The organism is Wukongibacter baidiensis (genome assembly GCF_050888315.1).
GTDB lineage: Bacteria > Bacillota > Clostridia > Peptostreptococcales > Caminicellaceae > Wukongibacter > Wukongibacter baidiensis.
The window spans coordinates 1812796-1838490 of the sequence record NZ_CP138202.1 but is presented as its reverse complement, the minus strand read 5'-3'; the positions used below and the strand labels follow the sequence as shown (position 1 = coordinate 1838490).

Here is a 25695-nt window from a genome sequence, read left to right as displayed (position 1 = left end):
TATGGAATATTAAAGTAAAAAAGTATAAAGCCAAAAGAAGAGGTGGAGATTATGGCTTGGGATTTTACAATAAAGAAAAAACTGACTATCAACTCTATTGTTGCTATCATTACTTCCATTTTATTGGTAGGTGCAAACATTGTATTGATAAATAACTTGTCTGAGTATAAAAACGAAGTAAATAAAAGCTCTGAGGAAGCTCTTTTTACAACAGAAATTTCGTATCTTGGAGATAGAATGTATTTAATTATTACAGAGCCAATAATTAATTTTAACCATAGCAAAACCGAAAAGGAATGGACGGCAATTAAGAAAGAAATCGATGTAAAGCTCAAAAAAATGGAAGAAATAGTTGAAACAGAGGAAGAAAAAGAGTATTTACAACATGGTAAAACTGCAATAACGAGTTTGATATCAATTTACGAAGAAGAATATTTGCCATTAATACGAAAGAATTTAGAGATTACAGCTGAAATAAGAGTATTAGATAGCAAATTGGACACTCAGAAGCAAAGGATTCGTATTGCTATGGAACGGCTAAGAGATAGCTTAACTGCAAGAGCCTTAGAGGCTAATAACAACTTCGACAAGGTTACAGGAGCCATTTTTAGGATAAACATAATAATAATATCGGCAGCGGTTATTTTACTAAGTATTATTTCTTACTTTGTTATAAGAAGTATTACCATCCCTCTAAATTCTGCTGTGAAACATCTAGAAATTATTTCCAAAGGAGATTATACAACTGAGATAACAGAAAAGTTTTCAAAGAGACAGGATGAGATTGGAAGACTGTTTAAGACAATAAATATATTACAAAAATCAACAAAGGGCTTAATAGATGAAGTTAAGAGTTCGTCTGAAAGCGTGTTGGAGTCGTCAAGGGCATTAATGGAAATGACAGAGCAATCTAGTTATGTTGTAAAGGAAGTTGCTCAATCGATAGAACATATCTCAGAAAGTGCTGGTAAGCAGGCAGAGGACTTAGTTATTGGATCTAGCAGGACAAATGAACTTGCTCAGACGATCGAGTTAGTAGTTAGATCTACGGGGGAAATAAAGGAAGTATCTAAAACATCAAAAGATCTTACTCAAAAAGGGTTGGCAATAGTGAAATCGTTAATAAATAAAGCTAACGAAACAACGAAATCGACTGAAGATTCAAACACTATGGTAAAAGAAATGAATAGGATGTCGGAAGAGATTAGCTCAATAACTGAAACTATAAAGGAAATAGCCGAAATGACAAATTTATTAGCTCTGAATGCAGCTATCGAAGCGGCTAGGGCAGGTGAATCAGGAAAAGGTTTTGCTGTTGTAGCCGATGAAGTAAGAAAATTGGCCGAAGGGTCAGAAAATGCGGCAAAAAATATTATGAAGCTAATTGAAGATATGAAATATCAAACTCAAAAAGTTGTAATATCAATGGAAAGCGTAAGTAAAATTGCTAAGGAGCAAAATCAATCAGTGGCAGAAACTGAAGAGGTGTTTATGAAAATAAATGATTCGATTGAGAGCTTCGTTAACAAGATAGAAGAGGTACAAAATAATACATTACAAATGGAAAATAAAAAGGATACCCTTATAACTGTTATTAGAAACATTTCCGAAGTATCTGATAAAACAGCTGCAGCTACTACAGAAGTTTCGGCGGCAACAGAAGAGCAGTTCGCTTCCATAGAAGAAATAAGCAGCTTTTCACACAACTTAAATACTTTATCAGTTAATCTGAAGGATAAAATCCAGAATTTTAAAGTGGATTAAGATAATGAGGGGAATTTGTAATGTAAATGGGATACAGACATTTAAGTTATGGTCTAGTATTCTAAATACATTATGAAAAAGATAATAAAAATTGCGTTTACATCGTTAGTAAACTTGAAGCGAAAGAGCCAAATAAAAAAATTGAGTTTACCATTAGTCTGAGCTCCAGTAGGAGCTTTATTTTTTTTATATAAAAATAATTTTTTCTAGAAGGAAAATGATGAAATTTGACGAATACATCTTATATACAACCTGTATACAAGTGATGAAAAATTGAAAGTAGAGGTGTTTGATATACATGGGGGCGAAATCAAAATTAGAATATAGTAAGTCAACAAAACCTACCTTGAATCAGCAGGCCTATAATAAAATTAAGGAAGCCATAATATATTGCGAAATTAAACCAGGGACGTGGATAAGTGAGAATGGTCTTAGCGAGAGTCTCAATATGAGTAGAACTCCAGTAAGGGAAGCATTAAAAATGCTAGCTAATGAAGGCTTTGTGGAAATTAAAAATGGATTAGGAGTTTTTGTTAAGGATGTAAGTATGAAGGATTTGATAGATTTATTTAAGGTAAGAGAAAACCTAGAATGTATGGCTATTGAGTCCTCACTAAAATTTATTACTAAAGAAGACATCAAAACCCATAAAAATATTTGGGAAAATATATTAAAAAGGATTAAGAATAAAGAAATCATTGATAATAGAGAGATAAGCAAATATGACAATATGCTTCATGGTCTTTTTATAGAGAAATGTGGAAATAGCTACATAAAATCAATTATGAGAAATATAAATCAACTTATACTTAGATATCAAATGATCTCAGTGATGGCTCTGGACGATGTGGAAGATACAGTTAAGAGGCATTTAGAAATAATAGAACTTCTTGAAAAGAAGGATGGAGCTAATTTATCTAGATTACTTAGAGAACATATTCATAGTTCAGCAAGCATAATAAAGGAAAATAATATTGAGATTTTTGAGGGCTTTTAACTCTTTTATATTATGAAGGGGGGCTAAATAAGTGGCAATAGAAGTAAAATTACTAGGTACACCTTCGGTTATGGTTGATGGAAGGATAATAGAATTTCCATATAAGAAGACGGAGGCACTGTTTTATTATTTAGTTGTAAATAAGAAGGTACTAAGAGATAAGGTCTCGTGGCTTCTTTGGGGAAACAGAAGTGACTGTGACGCAAAAAAGAATTTACGAAATGCAATTTATATTTTGAAAAAGACTCTTCCGGTTCAGTGTATAAACATAGTTAACCGTTCTATTGTAGCTTTAGACTCAAATATTGAAATTAAAGCTGATGTATATGAGCTTATGGAAATGGATAATGAAATTCATGAAACCTTTGGTGAGGAATTTTTAAGTGGTTTTTCTCTGAAGGAATCTGAAGAATTTGAAGAGTGGGTAGGAGAAAAAAAGCTCTTCTATGGTCAATGCTATTTAGATAAATTGAATAATGCTATAGAACGAGGTATTGAATCCTGTGATTTTACGAGTATAGAGCGATATTTGAAAATGCTAATAAAAAAGGATGAATATAATGAAGAAGCCTATAGAAGATTAATGGGTCTTTATTATGATAATGGAAAAATTGGCAAATTAGTTGAACTATATGAATTTCTAGAAAATAAGTTTAGCAAAGAACTTGGAATTAAGCCCGACCCACTTACCAGGGATCTATATAATAAAATATATGACAATGAACTAAATAACAGACACGAAAATATAAGCAGGACAGACTGCTATGAAAGGGAAAAGGAGATAAAAATATTTAATAATAGATTTAAAACCTTTTTAAATAAACGTACTGCAGGCTGTTTGATGGTTTATGGAGAAGCAGGAGCAGGAAAGACCACCTTAATATCAAGTTTTATGGAAAAGCATAGTAATAAGTGTATTACTGTGCTGAAAACCGAGTGCTTTCAAGCTGTACAGGATTATGTATTAGAGCCTTGGAATGCTATCCTAGAGCAACTGATTGAAAATATAAATATCGATGAGATCGATATATCCGATTTGAAAAAGCAGATACTTGGATGCTTCTTTCCCACTCTGTTTGATAATAAAAAGTTGGATCTAGATGTTTTACTTAGCAATGAAAAGTTTAAAGTCCAATTTGTGGTAGAAATAGTAAGTGAATTAATTACTAAAATAGCAAAAAAACACCCAATAATAATTACTATTGAAGATATACAATGGTGCGATAAGGTAAGTATTGAACTGTTTATTAAAATTCTAACTGATGGAAGAAACTTACCCATATTGATAGTGGGGACCTCTAGAAATATAGGTAAAAAGAGAATTGATAACCATATGTATCAGATTCAAAAGCTCAACTTATTAACTGAGGTTAAATTAGATAGATTTTCAGAAAAGAGTGTTTTTAGATTATGTAAGGTTATGATGCCTGACCTAAAACTCAAAGATAAGGTTATTAGAGAAGTATATAAAGAGACGGAAGGAAATGCATTCTTTTTAGTAGAGGCAATAGCGCTACTAAAGGAGGGGAAGGACTTTAAATCTCTAAGCCTAAAAATGAAAGGGATACTAGAGAACCGTCTAGCATCTATTTCGGAAGATGCTAGAAGACTATTAAATATATTGAGTATTTTTTTCGATGAAACAACCTTTGATACCCTTCTGTGTGTTAGTGAAGAAAGTCCCAATAGACTTGTCGATATGATAGAGGAACTCAGAGAAAAGAATATAGTTAGGGAACTCATCAATCACAAAGGGCAGATTTCATATCGATTTTCCCATAAAAAGCTTAGAGATTACGTATATTCCCAGTTATCCTTATCAAGGTCAAAAATATTAAATAATCAGGTTGCTACCTGTCTAGAAAGCTATTATAAGAAGGATATGTATGATAGTAAGTTACTAAAGAGACTTATATACTATTTTTCTAAAAGCAGGAACCTAGAGAAACAGTTGAAATATATGATAGAAAGTGTGGAGGTATACTTAAATCTAAGTCATGAATTATTTCCCTTAATAAATGATAGAACTTTACAGGCTATAAGTAAAAACAGATTATCATTAGAGTACGCAGAAAAAACCTTTGATGAAATTGAAAATCTCATTACAGAAATAAAAAGAACTAAGGGAAATTCTAAAGAGTTAGAGGGCAAAGAGCGAAAATATCTGACGATGAAAAGTAATTACTTGATTTGGCAGGGGGAATATGAAAGGGGAGTAGGACTGCTAGAGATTATATTAAACAACACTAAGGAAGATGATGATATAAATATTACTATTCAAGGACTACAACAGATGTGTTATTATGGAATCCAAACAGATAATGAAAATATACTTGATAAGTATGGGAACAGTATGTATGACCTTTGCTTTAAATATAATATTAAAGAAGGAATAGGAACGTCCCTAAGATTTTTAGGAATATTGTATATCTTGAAGAGAGACTATAAAAAAGCCCATGATTATCTAATGAATTCAATAACAATATTTAAAGATATGGAAGATATAAATAATAAATATACCCTTAGCATTGTTGCTGCTAAAAACTTTATTGCAAATATATATAATTATTCGGAGAGGACACAAGATGCCCTTGAACTTTATGAAAAATGTATAGATATATGTGAGAGCAAAAATATATATTGGGGATTAGATTTGATTTATGCAAATGCTGGACATTCAGCATTTGAAACAGGAGATCTAGAAAGGGCACGAAACTACTTTGAAAACTCACTAAGGGTGTACAATGACTTTACCGAGGGTAAAGGGTATATAATTGCTAGTAGCTTCATGGCGCTTTTCAATGTTTATGAAAAAAGATACAAAGAAGCACTTATAGCATTAAAAAATGCCGATAGACAGGCAGAAAAACTACAAAAGAAATATTGGATAGGAATAACCTTGAGAATAAAAACCGAAATCAAGTTAATGATGAATAGCGATGGGGAATTGAGAAAGGCATTTGAAGAATATTTGGATGATGATTTAGAAGTATATAGAAAAAGAGCACTAGCGATTTTTAGAGATTTAGGATGTAATAATGAAGTTAAAATGCTTGAAAATATTGCATAGTAATACTAATAGGCGATGTCTCAGAAAGGTGTTTTTTGAATTTAGAGCCTAGGGTGTTTTAGAATGAATTCTGTTCTATAACACCCTTTTTAATTTTTTTGATTTGAGTTGACGGTAATTTGACGTAGCGTGATTTATTATAAGGGTAAGACTTGGTTACAACTTCTTAGGGAGGGATAAGGTGAAGGAATCAAATAGATATATCGGTAAGACATATCCGATACAAGATGCGGTTTTAAAAGTTACTGGACGACAAAAGTATGCGGGAGATTTGCAGTTTCCAAATATGCTCCATGCGAAAATACTATTTAGTCCTATAGCTCATGGAATAATAAAGAAAATTGATACGTCTAAAGCAGAAGCAGTACCGGGAGTGGTGAAGGTCTTTACCCATGAGAACTCACCCAAAAAGACCTTTAGTAACTATATATTCTATGTGGATCAAAATGCTCCAAAGGATGAGCACCTCTTTGCCGACAAGGTACGTTTTATTGGAGACAGGGTTGCGGCAGTAGTAGCTACTGATCCCTTTACTGCTGAAAAGGCAGTAAAGCTTATTGAAGTAGAGTATGAAGAACTGCCTGTTCTAACAGATCCAAAGGAAGCATTGGAAGACGAAAAAACAAGGATTCATGAGGCAGGAAATCTATTAAGTGAGGCAGAGTTAAATGTAGGGAACTCTGAAGAAAGTATAAAAAAGTCGCCCATGGTCTTTAAGGATTCTATTTCTACACAGAAGGTTCATCATGCGACTATGGAAAACCACGTGTGTGTTGCAGAATATAAACCAACGGGAGAATTTACAATATGGACACCTTGTCAAAGTGTATATGCCGTTAGAAATACTGTAGGTGAACTATTAGATATTCCATATAGCAATATAAGGGTAATAAAGGCTACTATGGGAGGTTCCTTCGGAGCTAAGCAGCATGTAATATTAGAACCCCTAGTGGCATTTATGGCGATGGAAACAAAGTCAGCAGTAAAGCTACAGTTTTCTAGGACTAATGCAATACTTAGTACTATCACAAGAACTGCTACTGAAATAGATATTGAGACAGGTCTTACAGAGGATGGGAAAATTACAGGATGTAAGATCAGCTCACTAGTAGATGCAGGTGCATATGCAGCAAACACTGCAGATTTAGCCGTTGCTATGGGGAAAAAAGCCTTTAGGGTATATAAAATACCTAATCTAAACTATAAAACGAAGACTATTTATACAAACACTCCTACAGCAGGCGGTTGTAGAGGCTGGGGGTGCCCTCAAATAAATACAGCAATAGAGATACATATGGATAATATCGCAAAGAGAATGGATATGGATCCTATTGAATTTAGACTAAAGAATCTAGTTTATCCAGGTGATATGGAAATATTATCTAAGATATCCTTAGGAAATGCTAGAATAAGAGAATGTCTCATAGAGGGAGCTAAAGAATTTGACTGGAAAGAAAGACAAAAGAGAGATAAAGATGAAGGTCGATATAAAAGAGGAATAGGATTCGCCTGTGGAGGTCACGTGAATGGCTTCTTCGGTAAAATACAAGATCTTTGCTCTATGATTTTAAAGATGAATGAGGATGGAACCTTCGTATTAAATACGGGAGTACATGATATGGGTTGTGGAACTTTAATCAGTATGGCTCAAATAGTAGGAGAAGTTCTTGAGGTAGATCCTAAGCTTATAAAGGTAATGGAGGCCGATACTACCATGGGACCATATGATATGGGGACATTTTCAAGCAGAGTAACCTATGTATCTGGTAAATGTGCTTTTAATGTGGCGGGCAAGGTTAAAGATATGATAATTAAGCAAGCTGCTGTTATTCTTGGAAAATCAGAATCTTATCTAGAAAGTAAAGATGGATACGTTTGGCCATTAGGTGAGCCTGAGAAAAAAATAAGTTATAGGGAAATAGCATCTATTTCTCAGGTGAAATATCAGGTGGATATCATTGCTAAGGAAACATATTCAAATGTATCAAATCCTGGAGCTTATGCTGTACATTTTGCCGAGGTGTTAGTAGATACTAAGACAGGCTTGGTGAAGGTATCAGATTATCTTGCGGTCCACGATGTTGGTAAAGCAATAAATAGAGGAATGATTGAAGGTCAGGTACAAGGCGGTGTTCAAATGGGTATTGGCTACGCTTTATGTGAGGACATAAAGATAAATAAAAGTGGTATACCTAAAAATGATAGCTTCAAGAATTATACAATTGTTAATGCACCTGACATGCCCGATACAAAGGTTAAAATACTTGAGTATGGTGGAGATGACGGTCCATTCGGAGCTAAGAGTGTAGGGGAAATTGCAGTAGTTCCTGTGGCTGCGGCAGTTATAAATGCAGTAAATGATGCCTTAGATACAGAACTTTGCGATTTACCATTATCACCAGAAAGAATAATAGAGGTCTTAGAAGATAAGTAGAGATATAATCTGTTGTGAAATTAGGAGGTCGACAATGAAAATAGATTTTAATGTTAATAACAAGGACTATTCAATAGATATTGAGCCAAGCTTAAGACTTCTTGATGTTTTACGTGATGTACTGGGATTAACTGGGGTAAAAGAAGGCTGTGGTGAAGGAGAATGTGGGGCATGTACAATCATCATGAATGGAAAAGCAGTGCATTCTTGCTTAATATTAGCAAGTCAAATTAGTGGAAAAGAAATAATTACTATTGAGGGTCTAGAACAAGATGGGGAACTTGACATACTACAAAAGAAATTTGTGGAGCATGGAGCTGTACAGTGCGGATTTTGTACTCCCGGTATGATAATGTCTGCAAAGGCATTACTAATGGAAAATCCAGATCCAACCGATGAAGAAATCCGTAGAGCCTTAGAAGGGAACCTATGTAGATGTACGGGTTATTCAAAAATAATTGAAGCTGTTAAGGATGCAGCCGACTCTACAAATATTGATTAAAACTGAGAGGAAGGATGTCTATGCATAGTTTTGATGTACTTGCTCCTAAAGATATTACTGAGCTTAAAGAAGCCTTAGGTAAAGCTACATCTGAAAGCAAAATACTTGCAGGAGGTACAGACCTAGTTGTTGCGATTCATGAGGGGCATAGTACCCCAGACTTAGTGATTGATATATCGGGAATTGATGAACTAAAATCAATTAGCCATGAAGATGACTATATTTATATAGGATCAGGGGTAACCTTCGCAGAAATCGAAAAAAGTAGCATTATAAAAAAGCATGGGAATTGTTTGGTAGAGGCTGCTAGCCAGGTAGGTTCTACGCAAATCCGAAACCTAGGAACTATTGGAGGAAACATTGCCAATGCTTCTCCAGCAGGTGATTGTATAACTGCTTTAGTTGCTCTTGAGGCTGTTGTACAGGTAATGGACAAAGAGGGTAAGATTACTGATATATCAATAGGTGAGCTAATTGTTGGGGCAAATAAGCTAATATTAAAAGAAGACCAAGTTATAAGAACAATAAAGTTTAAAATAGTTGATGAATCTTATAGAAGTGGATTTGTCAAAGTAGGAACTAGAAGCGCTGTAACAATATCAAAGGCAAATATTGCAGTATTGGCAAAGGTTAATGAGGAATCAAATGAAATAGAGTATATAAGAATTGCTCTGGGTGCAGTAGGAAAGAAGTCCTTTAGAGATTTTAGAGCAGAAGAAGCATTAAGAGGAAGAGTCATAGACAATAAACTTAGAAGTATATTTGCCGATGAAATATCAAAAACCGTTCAAGAATCTATAAAGGGTAGAAGCTCAATGCCATATAAGAAAGAAGCAGTTAAGGGGCTTACAGATAGTATTTTTGATAAGCTTTTCTATAGATAAACAACATTAATATTTGAAACTTATTATACCTCGAAGTTGCTTATCTCTAATATAGAAGTTAAGATTTGGTTTTCTGAATAGCTCAAAATTTTAGCTATTCAGAAAATCCTATTATAGATTTATTAATGAATTTATACCTAAGAAAGTTACTATTTTTTTAACTTGAGCTGTATACAGCTTGTATTCAAATTGAAATTATACTAAAAATAGGAGGGAAAACATATGGAGTTAACACAGAAACAACAAGATATGCTAGATGGTAAGTATGGTAAAGGCGTGGCTATGGCAATGAAGATTCAGGTAGCTGTAGGAGAATCCTTTGACGCAAAGAGAATGGTGCCTATCACAAGGGCCCATGTAGCACTAAGTAATCAGGAAGCAGATTTATGGTTTGCTGAAAAACTTCTTAATGCTGGAGCAAAGTGTACAGTGGCTCCAACGGTAAACCCTGGCTTTTGTCTATCTTACATGACAAAGGTTGTAGATGTTCCAGAGGAAGACCAAAAGCTTATGCAAAGAACTCACGATGCGTACAAGGGGTTAGGAGCTATTTTATCTTACAATTGTACCCCTTATCTTGGAAGTAATATTCCTAAGTTTGGTGAAGTTGCAGCCTTTTCTGAGTCAAGTGCAACACCATTTGTAAACTCAGTATGGGGAGCGAGAAGTAATAGAGAATCGGCACAAAGTGCATTATGTGCAGCGATAACAGGATATGTGCCTGAATATGGTTTGCTTTTTGATGAGAATCGAAGGGGAGATATTTTAGTAGAGGTACAAGCAGATATGAAGTCTGATTTCGAATATCAGCTTTTAGGATACATGGGTAAAAAAATTGGTAAGGGAATACCTGTGTTTACAGGATTACCAAAGGTTATTTCTCCTGAGGCCCTAATGAACCTAGGAGCACAGCTTAATACATCTGGAGCCTATGGAATGTATCACATAGTAGGCGTAACACCAGAGGCTCAAACCCTTGAACAGGCCTTCGGTGGTAAAGAGCCAGCTAGAAAAGTAGTGATAACCAATGAAGACCTTGAAAATATCCTTAAGGAGATTTCAGAAGCGGGAGATAGAAAAATAGACTTCGCAATGTTTGGTTGCCCTCACTTTACATTAAATCAGGTACAGGAAATAGCAAGAATGATTGAAGGTAAAAAATTAGCAGTTGAGATGTGGATACTTACATCAAGTTATACAAAGGAACTTGCAGATAGAATGGGTCTACTGAAGATAATAAATGAAGCAGGTGGACATATAGTAGAGGATAGCTGTCCAGATCAGCCGTGCTGGAAGCATTTAAATGGAAAAATAGGAGTTACAGAGTCTCCAAAGTGTGCATACTACCCAAGACGTAGAGGAATAAATTTTGTAATAAGAGACTTAGAGACATGTGTAAAAGCGGCATTAGAAGGGGAGGTAAAATAATGAGTAATATAACATATAATTGTCATAAGATTTCTGACGGTGTCGTAGAGGGAGAGGTATTAATATCAACTGATGATATTATGTTTTACTTACTTGATCCTGAAACAGGCATAATGATAGAAAAGGGGCATTCATTAGAAGGAAAAAGTGTAGCTGGTAAAATCCTTGTTTTCCCAGGCGGTAAAGGAAGCTCCGTAGTGCAGGCCGATGGAATGTTCCAGCTTGCTATGAAAAACAATGCACCAAAGGCCATGATTATTAAAAATCCTGAAACGGTATTAGTATCAAGTGCAATAATCATGGAAACTCCTATGGTTGACAGAGTTGATGAAGAGTTCTATAAAACCATAAAGGATGGAGATAGAATAAGATTAGATGCCGATAACGGTCAAATTACACTTTTATAGATGTGTTATTGATAAGTTTAACCTACTCAAGTAGCCACTGAGAATCCTTCGTGCTCAGACGGTAAACTTAAATTTTATATGTAAGTTAATAGGAAAATTTAAGCTTATCCACATTGCTACGAAGGAAACCTCAGCGTCTACTTTCGTTTGCAAAATTTCTGAGTCACACATCTATTAAAGTAGTTGAAGACTAAACTATAGAAAAGAAGGTGTACAAATGCCTAAAAATATGAGAATCATTACTGTACCCTATGGAGAAGAAAAATTAGAGGCAAAAATACCAAACGAGTTATTCCTATTTGAGGGCAAGATGGAAAGCTTTGATCCACTACTGGATTTTAATAAAACCCTTATAGAAAGGCTAGACAGGCCTAGTGGATGTGAGGCATTAAAGAATCAGGTATCTGCAAAGGATAGGGTACTGATTTTGATTGAGGACAATACCCGTATAACTCCTGTAAATAAAATACTTCCTATATTAATAGACTACCTAGAAAATGCTGGAGTGAGGAAGGAAAATATTGAAATATTAACTGCACCTGGAACCCATAGAGTAATGACTGAAGAGGAAATAATAGAAAAGGTAGGAATGGAAATATACGAAACTATAAAGATACATCAGCATGATTATACAGACAAAGATTCGATAGTAGATCTAGGGGAGATAAGAGTCGGTGACATGATTTTTCCTGTACATGTAAACAAGAAGGTTTTAGAGTTTGACTACATGATTGGACTGGGAAATATTATTCCACATTCCGATGCAGGATTTTCAGGAGGGGCTAAAATAGTACAGCCCGGTATATGTGGTAGTGCTACTACCTCAGCAACACATATTGCAGGAGCTCTAATGAAGGAAATTCCCCTTGGAAATATAGACAATAATCCTTGCAGGCAAGGAATTGAGGAAGTTGCTGGCAAGGTAGGATTAAGATTCATAATAAATGTAGTAATGACTCCAGAAAGAGAGGTAGTAGATATCTTTACGGGTGACTTTGTAAAGGCCCATAGAGAAGGATCAAAGCTTTCTGGAAAGGTATACGGGGTTCAAATTCCGAGTCTTGCCGATGTCGTTGTTGTAAGTTCATCACCATGTGATATTGACTATTGGCAGGCCGAAAAGGGTCTGGTATCGGCATATTTCAGTGTTAAAGAAGGCGGATATATCATATTTGTGGCACCGTGCTACGAGGGAATGGAGCATAATCATCCTAGGCTTAGACATTGGTGTAAGTATACCTACGAACAAGCAAAGAAGGCAGTAAAAAACATTCCTTTAGAGGATGAAAAGGCAGATTTAGTAGCGGCAGATATAGCCATGGCAAATTCTAGAGTTAGAGAGCGTGCAAACATTTTGATAGTAACCGATGGATTGTCTGATGATGATATAAAGGTTTTAGAATATGAGAGATTTAAAACACTGCAAGAGGCCGTTGATTATGCTCTAGCTAAGACTTCTAACGGGAAAGTGGGAGTTTTACCTAGAGGCGGAGACTGTCTTCCATATCTAGAATAAGGAGGTGAGGTCTATGAGAATAGTAGTATTAGATAGCGTAGTTATAAATAAAGAACAAAAAGAACGGCTAGAAACCATAGGGAATCTGGAGATATTCGATGGATTACCAAGGGATAACGAGGAAATTATTAAAAGGGGAAAAGATGCGGATATAATAATTTTAGGATGGACCAATATAACAAAGGATGTTTTAAGTAGACTTCCTAATCTTAAAATGATATCATTGTGGGCCACCGGATACGACTATGTAGATATAGAAGAAGCAAAGAAAAGGGGAATAATAGTAACAAATGTACCAGGATATGCAAAGAACGCAGTAGCGGAGCTGGCTGTTAGTCTAATGCTTTCAGTTTCGAGAAAAATACCTGGGGCGGATATAGATGTTAGAAAGAGCGGAGAATACAATTGGGATAAATTTAAGGGAAGAGAACTTACAGAAAAGACTTTAGGAATAATTGGCTTAGGTGCTATCGGGTTTAAAGTAGCTCAAATAGCCAAGGGATTTGATATGAAAATAATTGCCTATGACCCATTTCCAAAGGAAGATCTTGCTAAAGAGTATGGGATAGAATATGTGGACTTTGAAAGAATTTTTACAGAAACTGATATAATAACGATTCATATGCCTCTTTTACCAGCGACGGAAAACATTATATCCCATAGAGAGATTAGCTTAATGAAAAATAGTACAATATTTATAAACACTGCTAGGGCAAAGCTTGTAGATCAAGAGGCACTTTATGAAGCATTAGCAAGTAAAGAAATCTATGGAGCAGGGCTTGATGATATTGATATGACTTCTGAAAGTGGTTCTAAAATACTGGACTTAGATAATGTAGTATTAACACCTCATATGGGATTTTATACGGAAGAGGCAATAACTACGAAAACAGATATATGCATTGATAATGTCATGAACTATGTAAACTTACAGCCAACTAATATTGTAAATATTTAGTTGAACTATGAATAAAAGAGATCAGGTTGGCTGGTCTCTTTTATTTAATTAATAATCTTAAAAATATAGTTAAAGGAGTATAGACATGATAGAAGAAAATAACAGTCAACTTAAGAGATCTATAGACTGGAAGCAAGGATTATTTATAGCATTAGGAGTTCCTCTTCTAATACTGCCTTCAATTGGTACGTTTGCAAATTATGCTTGGGGTTTCTCGATTATTGTCTGGATACTTTCTGTAGTGCAAGGATTTATGCAAAACATGGCTTACGGTGAGCTGGCAGTGATGTTCCCAGGTGCTTCCGGCTTGCCAGGTTATGCCCAAACAGTTTTCAAGGGTAATAATGATAATAAATATAATATAAGCAGCTTTATCGGGGGATTTAGTGCTTGGAGTTATTGGTTTGCATGGGCTCCCGCTATGGCAATATTTTCACTACTTATAGGTAGCTATTTACATGGGTTGATTCCAGCACTTAATAAGGTATCAGAATTTAAAATATCTCTTGTTGCAGGTGTTGTGATCTTTGTTCTATTAATAATTGTTAATTATAGAGGTGTTTCTAATGGAGCTAAGTTGGGAAATATTTTAGCAATCTTTTCTTTAGCACCACTTATTATTATTTCAATGGCTCCATTTTTTACAGGGGATTTTAACTTTTCAAACATAAGTATGTCTTGGCTTCCACCGAGTTGGACTTGGGATTTTAAACATATAATGATACTTCTAGGAGTTTTTGCCATGGCTCAGTGGAGTGCCTGCGCATGGGAGACTGCTGCTATCTATGGTCCTGAGTATAAAGATCCTAAGACAGATGTTCCGAAGGCACTGTTTGTATGTGGGACGATATGTCTCTTTACATTTGGAGTAGTACAGGCATCTTGTGTTGGAACAATAGGAATTGAAGGAATTTTACAAGATCCTAATTCTCCGATGTTAACATTATCAAAGCAAACCTTCGGCTTAATTGGTGGATATATATCGGTATTGATGTTAATAGCAGCGATGATCTTAATTATCCAAACAGCTTTTCTAGGGTCATCGAGGGCTATGCATTCAATGGCATCAGAAGGTAACCTACCTAAAATTTTTGGAAAATCAAATAAGTTTGGGACACCGATTTTTGCTATGGTTGTTATCGCAATCTTTAATATCTTTTTCATCTGTTTAAGGACTCCTACGGCGATTATCGCAGCTTCGTCCATAGGATATGTATTCGCAAATGGAATAAGCCTATTTGCGTATGTTGTTTCATACAAAGATGAAAGATTTAAAAATCGATTTAGGCCATTTAAAGCACCTAAAGGATGGAATAGGGTTGCATTAATATTTGGCATTTTCAATTTACCCCTATGTTTATTGGGAGTGATTTACTTAAATAGTCTTGATATGGGATGGGCTTCAACTATTGTAGGATTTTTTGTATTAGCAGGATACATACCGCTATGGTGCTATTCAAAAGTTGAAAAGTAGTGTATACAAATGAGAAGGGTGTGATAATAATGAGTAAGAAGAAAAATTTTTGGAATATACAAAACAAGTTTATTGTTGTATTTCTTGCTTTAATTATTTTGACGGGGGGAACAATAGGTTATACAGTAAACTCAAACGTTAAAAAGCAATTGAAAGAGGAGTTTATTACATCCACAACTAACGAGATTACCCAAGTAAGTAATGCCATGAACTTATATTTTGGTGTGATTAAAGAAAACTGTCATTACTTATCTAACAGTTTTTTAATAAAAAATATTGATAATAGTATAACCTCCTATGTAAATCAGACGGGAGATAGAGGCTTAATTAAGATGGTGCCTTCTCAAAATGGTGGGATAGAAGAAGAAATTTATAATATTTACAATGAATTTGTAAAATCACACCCTAATACGGCATACTTATATTTAGGAACAGAAGATGGAGGGTATATACAGTGGCCGGAAGGAAACACCAAGGAAAAATTTGATCCAAGGCTGAGACCATGGTACACAAAGGCTTTAGAAAATAAGGGAAAGATAGTAAGAACAGGTGCTTATGATGGTGGCGAAGGTTCAAACCATGCAATAAATATTAGTACAGTTACTACCATAGCAAATGAAGCAGGAGAGGTTGTAGGTGTTCAAGGAGTGGATGTTAGTCTTGAACAATTAACAGAAATGATAAGGAACATAAAAATAGGAAATACAGGATATATTATTTTAACCGATGCTGATGGAACAATTTTAGCACATCCTAAAGAATCAGATATGAACTTTAAGAATATCAGCGAATTAGGGATAGAAAAATTGAATGAGATTGTAAAACAGGAGAAAGCTTATTCTAAGATTTCTATGGATGAAAAGAACTATATTATGAATGTAGTTACATCACCTGAAACAGGATGGAAGTATATTGCAGCGATAGAAGAAGAGGAAATGATGGCTAAAGCCGATGGGATTCAAAAGCTTGTTATTTGGATATCCTTTGCTGTAATGATTTTAGCGCTGATTGTGGCTATTCTCTTTACCAGATTATTTACAAAACCCTTAGATGCAATCGTAGACCATCTAAAAAAAATTGGGCAGGGAAATTTCAAAGAGAATATTCCTGAAAAATTATTACTACGCAAAGATGAAATAAAAGTTATAGCAAATTCTATACTTACAATGCAAGATGATATCAAAGTACTGTTGTCACAAATTCAAAATTCTACTCACAAAGTTTCAAAAGCATCTACAAGTGTTGAAAATATCATGATAGAATTTGGTGAGTCTACAATGAATATTACTGAATCAATTAATGAAATTGCACAGGCTGCCTCCGAAGAGGCTACGTCAATCATGGATGCATCTGAAAACGTAGATAGTCTGGCAACTGCAATTGATGAGGTTTCTGATTCAATAACAGAAATGGATACTATATTCAATGATGCAAAAAAACTTAATGAAAACGGACTAGATATTGTAAAAGAATTAATTGATAAATCTTTAGAGAGTAAAGATGCTATTGAACAAGTACATGATGTTATAACGATGATGAATAATAGCTCAGAAGAAATTAATTCGATCACAAAGGTAATAAGCGAAATTGCAGAACAAACTAATCTGCTTGCTTTGAATGCAGCAATAGAAGCGGCTAGGGCAGGGGAACAGGGCAAGGGCTTTGCTGTTGTGGCTGATGAGGTAAGAAAGCTAGCTGAACAATCGGGCCTGGCAGCTGACAACATTAAGAAATTAATTGAAAACGTACAAGTTCAGTCAAATGCAGCAGTAAGTGGAATAGACAATACACTAAGTATATCTTTAGAACAGAAAAATTCTGCAAGTGAAACTGAGAATGTTTTTAATTCTTTATCAAATACAATCTATAGGCTGACTTCTAAAGCAGAAGCAATTGCTAATAATAATGAGGATATGATATCGAAGAAAAATAGATTACTAGATGTAATTTCAAATATTTCTGCTCTGTCTGAAGAAACATCTTCTATGGCTCAAAATGTATCGGCTACAGTTGAGGAAAGATTAGAAAGTATAGATGAAGTTATGAACCAGACGAAAAGGGTAAATGAGCTTTCACAAAATCTAGAAGTTGATGTTAAAAAGTTTACTGTCTAAGGTCTGAAGCAATAAAGATAATAATATTTGAATTGCTTAAAGAGATCCTATGATTCAAGTAGTGATTATAATAGAGAATCTAGCATGTATTATTATATGCTAGATTTTCTCTATGAATAATCTATATATAACGCACTTATAAATTTACATTTCTATAAGCTCATATATTTTTCAATCTTTTCCTTATACATACCTATAAGCTCATAGGCCAAATCTTCCTCAATACTTCCTGTGGCAGAAGGAGTTTCGAAGATTCTTCTAGGCAATTTCACATTATTCAAATCAAAGCCGAGCATTTTTTTAATTCTAAGTTTAGTTTTGTAAATTTTATCGGATATACCGATTAAATCATCCTCATTCAAATTATAGCCAATGGAATTCAGACAAAGCAGAATAGTATCTTTATCATAAACCTTCCTTGCAAATAAGCAAATAATAAGGGAATTTAACATACAGCGTTCTCTTTCTTCATTGAAGATTGATTCAATGAGTTTTTCTTTATTAAAGGTTTTCATTGATTGATCTATAGAATATCCACCGTTACATAGGTGAGAATGCCTAGCACCAACGGTATGGCCAACTACGGAACCATAGCCCGTATGATATCCAGGAGTCTCATTGCCTGCAAATTGAAGAGCGAACTCTTGACCTCCATACTTTTCAGATGCTTTAGCAGAGCCTTTAGACAAAGCTCTGTAAAAGTCATTATATGCTATAGCCATATATTCGATTGCCTTAAGATAATTGTTGGCATTACCATATTCTAAAGGAATTATTGTATAGGTATCGTTTACTAATCCTTTTTTGTAGGCCTCCGTGGCCCAACCCAAAACTACACCGGCAGAAATGGCATCAAAACCCATTTGCTCAACCTTTTCGATAAGCTGTAGTATGTCCTTAGTATTGTCAATACCTAGATAACTGCCAAGTGCAAATATCAATTCATAATCATAGGCTACACTTATAGATTCATATTCATACCCCTTATCAAATTCTCTTCTGAATTGTCCTATATGTATACAACCTACGGGGCAGCCCGTGCAAGCCATTTTTCTTACTAAGTTTTGAGACGCAAACTCTTCACCCGATATATTTTCTGCATGCTCAAACCTATTTTGAGTTAGATTTCTTGTGGGTAAAGAACCTATTTTATTAATAGGAGAAACATTAACAGCGGTACCAAGGTCATGATATTTCTGCATTAATTCTGTCTCAGTAACCTTTTTAAATACTTCACCATAGGCCTTAAAATATTCCTTGAAGTTTTCGATATCGATGTCATTGTCGCCAATAGTAACTATGGCTTTAAGATTTTTACTTCCAAATATTCCTCCAAGACCTAGACGGCCAAAATGTCTATAGGTATCGACACATATACTTGCAAAGCTCGAGAGGTTTTCACCGGCAGGACCTATCCTCAGTATACTCCGCTTGCCCTCTCCCGATTCCCGTTCTCTTATTATTCTGCCAGTTTCATCGCTAGACGCACCCCAAAGGGCCCTAGCATCCTTAAAGTCTATATCTTTACTCTGTATAGTTATATAGGTGGGCTTATTACTTTTGCCAGTAATAACTACGGCATCATAGCCTGCGAAAAGTAGAGACATGGCAAACCTTCCACCAGCATAGCTTTCACCTAGCTCCATTGTGAGTGGAGAATAAAACATTGCAACGGTCTTTGTAATTACAGGAAATATTGAAGATGCGGCTCCAATTGCAAATATTATTGGCTGATTTTCATTTAAAGGATGAAGAGCTGGTTTTATATTTTCTTCTAAAAGTTTTGAAGCAACTCCAACACCTCCTAGATACTCCTTTAAATCTTCTCTAAGCTCTACTTTAATTTTTTCAGTTGACAAATCTATATATAAAACCTTTATGTGATTTTTATAAAGCATCTTCTACTTCCTCCATTCTTAAGCATTCATGGGGACAAAAATTCGTACATACACCGCAATGCTTGCAGATGATGGGCCTATTAGAATCATCATCAAAGGAAATTGCACCTATAATACAGGCTGATACACATTTTCCGCAGCCGATACATTTTTCACCACTTAAAACAGCTCCTCCACCAGATCTATTTTCTAAAGCACCAGATGGACAGCTTTCAACACAGGCTCTTTCATCCTTACAAGCCAAACAAACTGTACTCGTAAACCTACCCTTAAGACCACCACTAGTCTTTATTTTAATAGCACTTTTTTCTAGGGAATGACTTCTATGATTTACAGCAGAACAACTTAACATACAGGAATAACAACCTATACATTTGTTCATTCCAACTGCCCTTATAACCTTTGACATTTTTATCACCTCAACTATATTATGGAATATTTTAAAAAAATATATCACTGTACTGAAAATACTGTGATAAAAAAATTTAGAAATTATAATGGTTTTAATAAAGAAAAAGGTAACTTCATATAAAATTGGCTAATTTTGGGGAAAATATATTATAGATATTTTTTATGGTCTGAATCTTGGAGGTAAATAATGAATAAGGAAACTATCTCTGACGAACAAGGAATAGCTCTTATGATTTTGTTTATAATAGGAACTTCAATAATATATGCGTCGGGAATAAATGCTAAAAAAGATATATGGATAGCTATAATCTTATCACTACTTATAGCATTTCCTATAGCTCTTATGTATGCCCGAATACTCTATATTTTTGTGGACAAAGATTTATTTAAAATTTGTGAAATTTGCTTTGGAAAAATTATTGGAAAGGGTATTATTATTGTATATACTTGGTTTTTCTTTCATACAGGAGTATTGGTACTCATGAATTTAAACCTATTTCTTGGTACAGTTTCCTTAGTGGATACACCCAAAATAATTACCATGATATGTATTGTAATATTATGTACATGGATAGTAAAAGAAGGAGTGGAAGTACTAGGGAGATGGTCCAATTTTTTTAAAAGGGCTTTCATTGCCCTTATAATTGGCACAATAGTATTTTTGATTCCAGAGATGGATATCAACAATATCCGTCCTGTCTTTTACGAAGGTATAGAACCTGTGATAGATGGGGCCTTTGGAACATTTGCATTTCCTTTTACCCAGATAGTAGTATTTGCTATAGTACTTAAGAATTTTAAAACCAAAAGATCTCCTTATAGAATTTATATTAGGGGGTTACTAATCGGTGGGATATTAATACTTGCTATTTCACTAATGAACCTTCTTGTTTTAGGTATAGATCATGCTGCAAGTGTATATTATCCTTCACATAAGAGTGCTACAAGAATAGAAATTGGAACAGTTATACACAGAATAGAAATATTAATAACCGCTGGATTTATAATAGGAGCATTTGTTAAAGGCAGTATATATTTACTAGCTGCTTGCAAGGGAGTTACGAAGGTAGTAGGATGTCGGGATTATCGATATATAGTAATACCAATTTCTTTACTTATGATTAATCTATCCTACTTTATTAATGAAGGCTTAATTGACTATTTTGAAGGAATTTTAGAAGTGTGGACATACTATGCTATGCCATTTCAAGTTTTCCTTCCAATTATTATATGGATTATTTCTGAGATAAAAAAGAAGAAGTATCAATTAAATAGATGATTTAACGGGATTATATGGATTGGCAAATTATGCAATCATAAATGTGATAATTAATATTTTTATTAAATTAGACTATTTATGATTTTTAAATTAGCTTTCTTGTTTTATAATATATATAAAAACTAGGGAGAAATTAGATGAAAATTATTATAGCACCAAGTAAAACACAGGATTTTACTCACATAACTAGTCATAATCTTTCTGAACCAATTTTCAAAGATAAAGCAGATAATCTAGTTAAAGAAATAAAAAAGCTTACGAAGGAAGAAATGGCTAAGAAATTTAAGGTGAAAGGGAAACTTCTGGAACAGACATATGAATCTTATCATAACTATGAACAAGCTGAAGCTGGAGCAGCTATCTTATCATATATTGGTGAAGTATTTAAACAATTGGATATAGACTGTTACACTAAGGAGGATTTTGTTTTCCTTCAGCAACACTTATTTATACTCTCGGCATTATATGGAGCTTTGAGACCCTCTGATAGGATTAAGCCATATAGGTTAGATATGAAAATCAATATTCTAAATGATGAAAGCTTATATAGCTATTGGCAGGATGATGTAACTAGGATATTTGAAGGTGAAGAGTTAATAGTTAATCTAGCCTCAAATGAATTTAGTAAGATAGTGAAAAAGCCTATGACTACCATCGTCTTTAAGGAAAAATCATCCGATGGAAAATATAAAACTATAGGGACATATGCCAAGAAGGCTAGGGGAAGAATGCTAGACTACATTATAAAGAATAGGGTAGAAGACATACCGTCATTGAAGGAATTTAATGTTGATGGATATGTGCTTAATGAAGGACTTTCAAAGAAGGATACTCTTGTTTTTACAAGATGAAGTGTAACTGTATAAAGCAAAAGGATTAGAAGCAGTTATATATCGTTTTTTATAGAGCATGAAATCCAATGTCCTAAAATCAGTTATTCTACTGGCTTTAGGACATTTTGGATTCAAGAAAATTCTTAGTGTTTATGTCTATTTAGAGACCTCCTAATGGCTCATTGACATTATATATTTTGTAAGTAATTTCATCATCAAAAACGTCAATCGTTTTTTCAATCTCGCATAGCGTTATCATTAGCTCTATCATAATTGCTATATCTCTCCCATTCAACTAAAACCCTCCTAAATAATAGCATTTTGGAATTTTCATAGATGTATGTCATTAACTGGATGCTAATAACAATACATCTATAATCTATAGACGCCAATATTTAAGAAATACCCTTCACTTTGCTTATTCTATCTTCAAACATAGAATAAACTACTGGAACAATAACTAGGGTAAGAATAGTCGCCATCATGAGACCTGAGATTATGGCAACACCCATGGATTGAAAAAATGGTCTATTTATGGTTATAGGTAAAATTCCTCCTATGGTAGTCAATGTAGTAGCCATAACGGGCATAAACCTTGTCTTTCCTGTAGTTATAATTGCGTCTTCTAAAGAATGGCCATGATTCCTCAAATAATTGATGTAATCTATTAAAACTATGGCATCATTAACGGCTATACCAACCAAAGATACAAGACCTACAAAGGCGAAGAAATCAAAATTGTTACCTGTAATAAATAATCCAGGCATAACACCTATTAAAGCCATAGGGACAGTAAGTAGGATTATCATAGGCTGTATTAGAGAGTTAAACTGAACAACGAGGATTGTATATACTAAAATAACGGCTATGACCATATTTATCATCATTTCTGTGAATGTTTCGTTTAAAGCTTCTGCCTCCCCTCCGAACTTTATATCTATACCTGAGGGAATATCATAATCTTTAATTTTTTCTTCAAAGGTATTAAGAATTTCGGCTCCTACATAACCTTCTTTAAGATTTGAATATACCTTAACGAATCTTTTAGAATCCTCATGTTCTATGGATTTTATGCCTTCTACTTCCCGTAGGGTTGCTATTTCGCTAAAGGGTATGGCTTCGCCCTTAGAATTCAAAAAGTATATGCTTTTCATATCCTTTATATTATTTAAACTACCATCTGTTTTCTTAATTACCACATCAAATTCTTCACCGTCATCCATATACTTAGTTACATCCATATCCGCGCTATAATATCTAATACTATAGGCAATATCGCGGGTTCTTAGACCCAATCTACTTGCCTTATCCTTATCCACCTTGACTACAAGCTGAGATGCTCCTGTGCCAAGAGAAGTTTCTACATCTTCAGTTCCATTAATATCTTTAAGCATTTTTTTAAAGTCATTTGCGATTTTTCGAGTTTTATTAATATCTTTTCCAATGATTCTTATGTCTACGGGTGCACCAACAGGAGGAGCATCTTCTATTTCTGTTATGGTAATTTTAGCTCCAGGAATACCATTTATAGTTTTTCTAAGATACTCAGCTATTTCCATACTAGTTCTATCTCTGTGTGTCTTTGGTATAAATCTTAACGCTATCCTAGCTTGATTTTTATTAGCTACTGTTTCGCTATTATAGGGCTGCCATATATCTACGCCAGAACCACCTACATAAGTTATATAATCATCTAGCTCCTTTAAACCTTTAATCTGATCTTCTACTCTCATGGACACCTTAAGAGTATCTTCTAGGCTTTGAGAACTCGGGGTTTCTATGTCAATATACATGAGTTTCATATCTATTTCTCTAGTCATTTCCACCTTTAGAAGACCTACTCCGACTAAGGATAAAGATATAAGAAAAGCTATGACCATATATATAATTAACCTTTTCTTTCTCTGTTTACTTTCCATTATCCATGTCAGAAAATGAGAGTATTTATTTATAAGCTTTTGAGATAGTCTTTCTCTACTCTTGAACTGTTTTCTATACATGGCATAGGAAAAGCCAATTGCTGCAATAAAAGATAATAAACCGTATTGTCTTATACCTTCAAGATCATCATTTTTAAAGGCAAGTACTGAGAGGACAAATATAAATATAATAGAAAGATATTTTTTTGTTTTATCATTAAAAATCCTTGAAAGAATTTTATTTTCTTTATATTTCTTTCTATCCTTAAGAAATATAGAGCTTATTGCAGGGTTTATTGTGATAGCAATGAAAAAGGAAGCGCTAAGGGCTAAAATAACAGTAATAGGCGTAGGTCGTATAAAGTCGCCCATCATACCATTTACTAAGGCTAAAGGGGCAAAGGCAGCTATGGTAGTAAGGGTAGAGGACATTACAGCTGGGGCCACTTGATTTGTAGCTGCAATAGAAGACTCTTTAGAACTTATTCCTTTTTCCTTTAATCTTACGATATTCTCCATAATAACAATGCCATTATCGACTAACATACCTACAGCAAGCAATATTGAGAAGATGGTTATATTATTAATGCTAAAATCTACCACTTTAAAAAGACCTAAAGTAGCAAATATAGCTAAGGGTATGACAATTGATACAATCAAAGCTTCATTGAAACCTATAAAAAGAAATAACACAATTATTACTAGGAAGAATCCTGAAACTGCACTGCTGAAGACTAGACCTACTTGATCATCAACAAATTCAGCCATATTAGAAGATACATCTACAGAAATGCCAGACCTTTCATAGTCATATCCTTTAAGACGCTTTTCTATCTTGTTACAGAGTTTGACTATATGGGCTGAGTTTTTTTTCTTTATAGATATTACAACTGAGTTCTCTGTAGAGTAGTCATTATTTTTCTTAAAAGCCTTTCTTATATACATTTCTCGAGCCTCAAAACCATCTATGATTTCTGAGACATCTCTTAGAAGCAAATCACCCTCGTCAGAGCTTCTTATGATTGTATATCCAATGCTTTCAACATCTTCATATCTTCCCATGGTCCTTATATTATAGGACTTATCATCAAAGTCCATATTTCCACCGGGAAAACTTATGTTTTCTGAAGCAACAGCTTCTTTTACTTCATAAAGACTAACACCATATGCAGCAAGCTTTTCTGGGTCAAGTATTATCTGTATTTCTCTTTCTCTGCCGCCTAGAATATCTATTTCACTTATCCCATCTATAGATTTAAGGTCTTCCTTAATCTCTTTAGCATAGCCTTCAAGAATTTGTTCATCAAAGGGTCCACTTACAGATAAGACCATAACAGGGCTGTCACCAGTTTTTATACTGATGATAGAAGGTTCCTCAGCATCATCAGGAAGCTCTTCTCTTATTCCGTTGATTTTGTCCTTAACTTCTCTAGTTTTATCATCTATATCAACCTTGCTTTCAAACTCCACAGTTACAAGTGAGTAACCGAGACTAGAAGAAGAGTTTATCTTTTTAACATTTTTTATATTTTCTAATTCCTCCTCTATCTTATCAGTTATCAAATTTTCAACTTCTGTTGGCGAAGCCCCCACATATAGGGTAGTGATTTGAACAATAGGAACCTTAACTTCGGGGTTAGACTCCACTGGAAGGGTAAGGAAACCTGCGACTCCCCATATTAAGATAGCTCCCATTATAAGATACGTAACTCTATATCTACTGACAAACCAAGAGGACCATTTACCTAGAAAGTTAAGGGGAGCCTCAAGTTCAGGTATATTTTTTTTATTATTCCGACTCATTTAT

General features: G+C 34.3%; 18 protein-coding genes. 14 read left to right on the top strand and 4 right to left on the bottom strand.

The window, feature by feature from the left end; genetic code table 11:
• The first annotated feature begins 51 nt into the window (after positions 1 to 51).
• The 12 genes from R9X47_RS08350 to R9X47_RS08295 all read left to right on the top strand — a co-directional run bounded on the left by R9X47_RS08350 (position 52) and on the right by R9X47_RS08295 (position 17548).
• Positions 52 to 1764, top strand: a complete 1713-nt coding sequence (locus R9X47_RS08350; protein WP_432666341.1) for a methyl-accepting chemotaxis protein — start codon at positions 52 to 54, stop codon at positions 1762 to 1764.
• 298 nt (positions 1765 to 2062) lie between these two features.
• Positions 2063 to 2761 (top strand): GntR family transcriptional regulator, encoded by a 699-nt coding sequence (locus tag R9X47_RS08345; RefSeq protein ID WP_432666340.1) that lies wholly within the window; start codon positions 2063 to 2065, stop codon positions 2759 to 2761.
• Between the two features lie 31 nt (positions 2762 to 2792).
• Entirely contained in the window at positions 2793 to 5831 is a 3039-nt protein-coding gene (locus R9X47_RS08340; RefSeq protein WP_432666339.1) for an AAA family ATPase, read from the top strand.
• Positions 5832 to 6012: 181 nt separating this feature from the next.
• On the top strand, positions 6013 to 8265 hold the full coding sequence (locus R9X47_RS08335; protein ID WP_432666338.1) for a xanthine dehydrogenase family protein molybdopterin-binding subunit: 2253 nt from the start codon (positions 6013 to 6015) through the stop codon (positions 8263 to 8265).
• A gap of 34 nt (positions 8266 to 8299) precedes the next feature.
• Positions 8300 to 8767 carry a (2Fe-2S)-binding protein gene (locus R9X47_RS08330; RefSeq protein ID WP_432666337.1) on the top strand — a complete coding sequence of 156 codons (468 nt, stop codon included), beginning with the start codon at positions 8300 to 8302 and terminating at the stop codon, positions 8765 to 8767.
• A gap of 20 nt (positions 8768 to 8787) precedes the next feature.
• Positions 8788 to 9651 carry an FAD binding domain-containing protein gene (locus R9X47_RS08325; RefSeq protein ID WP_432666336.1) on the top strand — a complete coding sequence of 288 codons (864 nt, stop codon included), beginning with the start codon at positions 8788 to 8790 and terminating at the stop codon, positions 9649 to 9651.
• A gap of 222 nt (positions 9652 to 9873) precedes the next feature.
• Positions 9874 to 11079 (top strand): aconitase X catalytic domain-containing protein, encoded by a 1206-nt coding sequence (locus tag R9X47_RS08320; RefSeq protein ID WP_432666335.1) that lies wholly within the window; start codon positions 9874 to 9876, stop codon positions 11077 to 11079.
• Positions 11079 to 11486 (top strand): aconitase X swivel domain-containing protein, encoded by a 408-nt coding sequence (locus R9X47_RS08315; protein WP_432666334.1) that lies wholly within the window; start codon positions 11079 to 11081, stop codon positions 11484 to 11486. The genes R9X47_RS08320 and R9X47_RS08315 overlap by 1 nt, the downstream gene beginning before the upstream one ends.
• A 217-nt stretch (positions 11487 to 11703) precedes the next feature.
• Positions 11704 to 13002, top strand: coding sequence for a nickel-dependent lactate racemase (gene larA, locus R9X47_RS08310; RefSeq protein ID WP_432666333.1), 1299 nt, complete (start codon positions 11704 to 11706; stop codon positions 13000 to 13002).
• 13 nt (positions 13003 to 13015) lie between these two features.
• Complete coding sequence (locus R9X47_RS08305; protein WP_432666332.1) at positions 13016 to 13960, top strand: 2-hydroxyacid dehydrogenase; 945 nt, start codon at positions 13016 to 13018, stop codon at positions 13958 to 13960.
• Between the two features lie 85 nt (positions 13961 to 14045).
• Positions 14046 to 15434 carry an APC family permease gene (locus tag R9X47_RS08300; protein WP_432666331.1) on the top strand — a complete coding sequence of 463 codons (1389 nt, stop codon included), beginning with the start codon at positions 14046 to 14048 and terminating at the stop codon, positions 15432 to 15434.
• Positions 15435 to 15463: 29 nt separating this feature from the next.
• A complete protein-coding gene (locus tag R9X47_RS08295) occupies positions 15464 to 17548 on the top strand; it encodes a methyl-accepting chemotaxis protein (RefSeq protein ID WP_432666330.1) in 2085 nt (694 codons plus the stop codon).
• A gap of 152 nt (positions 17549 to 17700) precedes the next feature.
• On the opposite strand, the gene R9X47_RS08290 is transcribed toward R9X47_RS08295, so the two are convergent.
• Positions 17701 to 19446, bottom strand: a complete 1746-nt coding sequence (locus tag R9X47_RS08290; protein WP_432666329.1) for an aldehyde ferredoxin oxidoreductase N-terminal domain-containing protein — start codon at positions 19444 to 19446, stop codon at positions 17701 to 17703.
• Positions 19436 to 19855 carry a 4Fe-4S binding protein gene (locus R9X47_RS08285; RefSeq protein WP_432666328.1) on the bottom strand — a complete coding sequence of 140 codons (420 nt, stop codon included), beginning with the start codon at positions 19853 to 19855 and terminating at the stop codon, positions 19436 to 19438. The genes R9X47_RS08290 and R9X47_RS08285 overlap by 11 nt, the downstream gene beginning before the upstream one ends.
• 189 nt (positions 19856 to 20044) lie before the next feature.
• Between R9X47_RS08285 and R9X47_RS08280 the strand changes: the two genes are divergently transcribed.
• Together R9X47_RS08280 and R9X47_RS08275 are read left to right on the top strand one after the other, a co-directional pair.
• Complete coding sequence (locus R9X47_RS08280) at positions 20045 to 21136, top strand: GerAB/ArcD/ProY family transporter (RefSeq protein ID WP_432666327.1); 1092 nt, start codon at positions 20045 to 20047, stop codon at positions 21134 to 21136.
• A 137-nt stretch (positions 21137 to 21273) separates the two neighbouring features.
• Complete coding sequence (locus tag R9X47_RS08275; RefSeq protein ID WP_432666326.1) at positions 21274 to 21987, top strand: YaaA family protein; 714 nt, start codon at positions 21274 to 21276, stop codon at positions 21985 to 21987.
• Positions 21988 to 22129: 142 nt separating this feature from the next.
• Here R9X47_RS08275 and R9X47_RS08270 read toward each other — a convergent pair whose 3' ends face one another.
• Together R9X47_RS08270 and R9X47_RS08265 are read right to left on the bottom strand one after the other, a co-directional pair.
• Positions 22130 to 22264 (bottom strand): hypothetical protein, encoded by a 135-nt coding sequence (locus tag R9X47_RS08270; RefSeq protein ID WP_432666324.1) that lies wholly within the window; start codon positions 22262 to 22264, stop codon positions 22130 to 22132.
• 100 nt (positions 22265 to 22364) lie between these two features.
• Positions 22365 to 25691: an efflux RND transporter permease subunit gene (locus R9X47_RS08265; protein WP_432666323.1), complete on the bottom strand. Its 3327-nt coding sequence runs from the start codon at positions 25689 to 25691 to the stop codon at positions 22365 to 22367.
• Between the last annotated feature and the right edge of the window lie 4 nt (positions 25692 to 25695).